General features: G+C 59.4%; 2 protein-coding genes. Both read left to right on the top strand.

The features are described from left to right. Window positions 1-260 precede the first annotated feature (260 nt). On the top strand, window positions 261-1,988 hold the full coding sequence (locus tag NW853_RS12555; protein ID WP_414349164.1) for an ABC transporter permease: 1,728 nt from the start codon (window positions 261-263) through the stop codon (window positions 1,986-1,988). Window positions 1,989-2,006: 18 nt separating this feature from the next. Next, complete coding sequence (locus tag NW853_RS12550; RefSeq protein WP_414336097.1) at window positions 2,007-3,380, top strand: nitrate/sulfonate/bicarbonate ABC transporter ATP-binding protein; 1,374 nt, start codon at window positions 2,007-2,009, stop codon at window positions 3,378-3,380. Window positions 3,381-3,402: the final 22 nt, after the last annotated feature.

Genomic DNA, 3,402 nt, shown 5'->3' with positions numbered 1-3,402 from the left:
AGCGGTCGGAGTCGGGTAGTTTACGGTGCCTATTTCAGGTAGTATTGCTGGGTGTGGGTTTTCTGAGTTTAGAAATAGACCGCGACCTCAACGCAGTGGAAAGCCTGGCGTGGAGTTTCCTGTTGCGGGGTTGGGAGCCGGCCAGTCAGGAAACGCGGAAGCAGGAAGTAAAGCGGCAACGCTGCAGAGGCTGAGGACTCTATTCTGCGGGGCGGGGTGGGGATGCTTTGTTACCGTTTCGTGAACCTTTCGGAGCGGACATGAGGACTTTTCCTTCTCCAGAGGTACTCCGTCGGCTGCCGGCTGGGGCTGCTGATGGGGCTATTATTCTGGGCACGTTGGTTCTCCTGGCCTTGGTGGCGCAGGTGGGGACGGGGGCTTTTGAGCAGTTTCAGCCGCCGGCGCTGGTGCCCCGAGTCGACCTGGATCCGCGCAACCTGCCCTACTACGCCGCCCGCTCCACCTTGCGCATGTTCATCGCCCTCTTCTTTTCCACCCTTTTTACCCTGATCTACGGGTATATCGCCGCCAAAAGCCGCTGGGCGGAGCGAATTTTGATCCCCCTGTTGGATATCTTGCAATCGGTGCCGGTGTTGGGGTTTCTCTCCATTACCGTTACCGGCTTTATCGCGCTTTTTCCCGGCAGCCTGCTGGGTCTGGAGGCGGCTTCTATCTTCGCCATCTTCACCAGCCAGGTTTGGAACATGACTTTTTCCTTTTACCAATCCTTGCGCACCCTGCCGCAGGAGCTGGTGGAAGCGGCTACCCTCTACCGCTTGTCGGGCTGGCAGCGCTTCGTCCAGTTGGAAGTGCCGGCAGCGATGGTGGGCCTCATCTGGAACGCCATGATGAGTTTTGGCGGGGGATGGTTCTTTGTGGCCGCCAGCGAGGCCATCAGCGTGCTTAACCAGGAGTACACCCTGCCCGGCCTGGGATCCTATGTGGAAGCCGCCGTTCAAGCAGAGGATCTGCCCAAGTTGGGCTGGGCGCTTTTGACCATGGCGGTGGTGATCCTGCTGGTGGATCAGCTCTTCTGGCGGCCTCTGGTGGCCTGGTCGGATAAGTTTCGCCTGGAGCAGAGCGCCAGTGCGGCTGCCCCGGAGTCGTGGCTGTATGATCTGCTGACCGCAGCGCGGATCCCGCGGTTGCTGGGCAATTGGCTGGCTCCCTTCCGAGAATTGGCGGATCGGCTGTTGTCCTATTTAACTCGCCCGCGCTGGGGGGATCCACCCAATCCCGAGGCGGAGCGACGCCGCGAGCGGCTGTTGACTCAGCTCTCTTGGCTGGCCATTGGCGGGATCGGGATTTGGATTGTTCATTTTGTGTCCACCACCGTGGGTTTCGGGGAGGTGCTGCTGACCTTTGGGCTGGGGATCCTCACCCTGCTGCGGGTCAGCGTGCTGTTGGTTTTCGCCACCGTGATCTGGACGCCGATCGGAGTGGCCATCGGCTTTAATCCACGCCTGGCAAAGTTGCTGCAGCCGGTGGTGCAATTTCTGGCAGCTTTTCCGGCCAATTTCCTCTTTCCATTTGCCACGCTGTTTTTCATCCGCACCCAAATTAGCATTGAGTGGGGCAGCATTTTGCTGATGTCGTTGGGAGCGCAGTGGTACATTCTCTTTAACTCCATTGCCGGCGCCCAGAGCATTCCCACAGATTTGCGCGAGATGGCCGTGGATGTGGGCTTGCGGGGATGGCAGCTCTGGCAAAAGCTGATTATTCCGGGGATCTTTTCTGCCTGGGTTACCGGGGGGATCACGGCCAGCGGCGGCGCTTGGAACGCTAGCATTGTCTCGGAGATCGTGGCCTGGGGATCCACCACTCTCAAGGCTACGGGATTGGGCACCTATATCGCTGAGGCAACGGCGGTGGGAGATTGGCCCCGCATTACTTTGGGCATTGGCATGATGAGCTTGTTTGTGGTGGGCATCAATCGCCTTTTCTGGCGGCGGTTGTATCAATTGGCAGAAGAAAAATATCACCTTTAATCTTTGAGGCTATCTGATATGAGTTCTGCAGCTTCTCCGGTTCTGATCGAAGTTGAGAGGGTCTACAAGCGCTTTCCTTTGCCGGAGGGCAAGGGCGAGTTTACGGTTTTAAGCCAGATAGATTTGCAAGTGCGGGCAGGGGAAGTTTTGGCTTTGTTGGGCCGCAGCGGCAGCGGCAAAAGCACCCTGCTGCGCATCATGGCGGGCCTGATCCCGCCTAGCGAAGGGCGAGTGTTGAGCAATGGACGTCCTCTGCGGGGCCCCAACCCGGATGTGGCCATGGTGTTTCAGAGTTTTGCTCTCTTGCCCTGGCTGACGGTGCAGGAAAATGTGGAGCTGGGGCTGCAGGCTCAAGGGATCCCGCGCGAGATCCGGCGGCAAAGGGCCCTCAAGGCCATCGACCTGGTGGGCCTGGATGGGTTCGAGAACGCCTACCCCAAGGAACTCTCGGGGGGCATGAAGCAGCGGGTGGGCTTTGCCCGCGCCTTTGTTCTAGAGCCCAAGGTGCTGTTTATGGACGAGCCCTTCAGCGCTCTGGACGTGCTGACGGCGGAGAACCTGCGGGGGGAGATCGACGAGCTCTGGAACACCCAGGCCTTCCCTTCCCAGAGCATTCTCATCGTTACCCACAACATCGAAGAGGCCGTGTTTTTGGCGGATCGGGTGGTGATCCTGGGATCCAAGCCGGGGCGGATCCGGGGAGAGGTGAAAATCGACCTGCCGCGGCCCCACGAACGTACGGATCCCCGCTTCAAGTCCCTGGTCGACTACATCTACGAGATCATGACCAATCCGGAGATCCCGGTAACCGGCGAGGTGGCTGCCCCCACTTCGGTAAGCAGTAGGGCAACTTCTCCCTACGCGCTGCCCCTGCCCCATGCGCGGGTGGGCGGAATCAGTGGTTTGCTGGAGCTGATTGTGGAATGGCCGCAGGCACGGGTAGAGATTGCCGAGCTGGCCGAGCGGCTGCAACTGGCGGTGGATGACTTGCTGCCGATTTTGGATGCGGCGGTGCTGTTGGGCTTTGCCGAGGTAAGCGGCAGGGTGGTACAACTGACCGAGATCGGCCAAGACTTTGCCAACACCACCATCTTGCGCAGCAAGGATCTCTTCCGACAGCAGCTTTTGGCACGGGTGCCGGTCTTCAAGAGCATCCTGCAGACGCTGGAAGAAAAAAACAGCCGCTCCATGCGGGCGGACTTCTTCTTGGATCTCTGGGACGAACATTTTCCCCACGAGGAAGCTGAGCGGCAGTTTGCTACAGCCGTTGACTGGGGGCGCTATGCGGAGCTCTTTGAGTACGATGCCTCGGAAGAGCGGCTGTATCTCCCGGATCCCAGCGAAAGCTCCGCCGCTTCTGAGCCTGTCGGCCTTGATTCCCGTTCTGGCTAGGGCCAGCTTGGCTTTGCCTTTT

It is taken from the genome of Synechococcus sp. H55.11 (assembly GCF_047462475.1).
GTDB lineage: Bacteria > Cyanobacteriota > Cyanobacteriia > Thermostichales > Thermostichaceae > Thermostichus.
The sequence above is the reverse complement of the archived record's forward strand: the minus strand, read 5'-3'. Positions and strand labels throughout refer to the sequence as shown.

Coding starts and splice junctions, on each gene's coding strand:
- NW853_RS12550 (WP_414336097.1), top strand. CDS start 2,007: ATGAGTTCTGCAGCTTCTCCGGTTCTGATCGAAGTTGAGAGGGTCTAC.
- NW853_RS12555 (WP_414349164.1), top strand. CDS start 261: ATGAGGACTTTTCCTTCTCCAGAGGTACTCCGTCGGCTGCCGGCTGGG.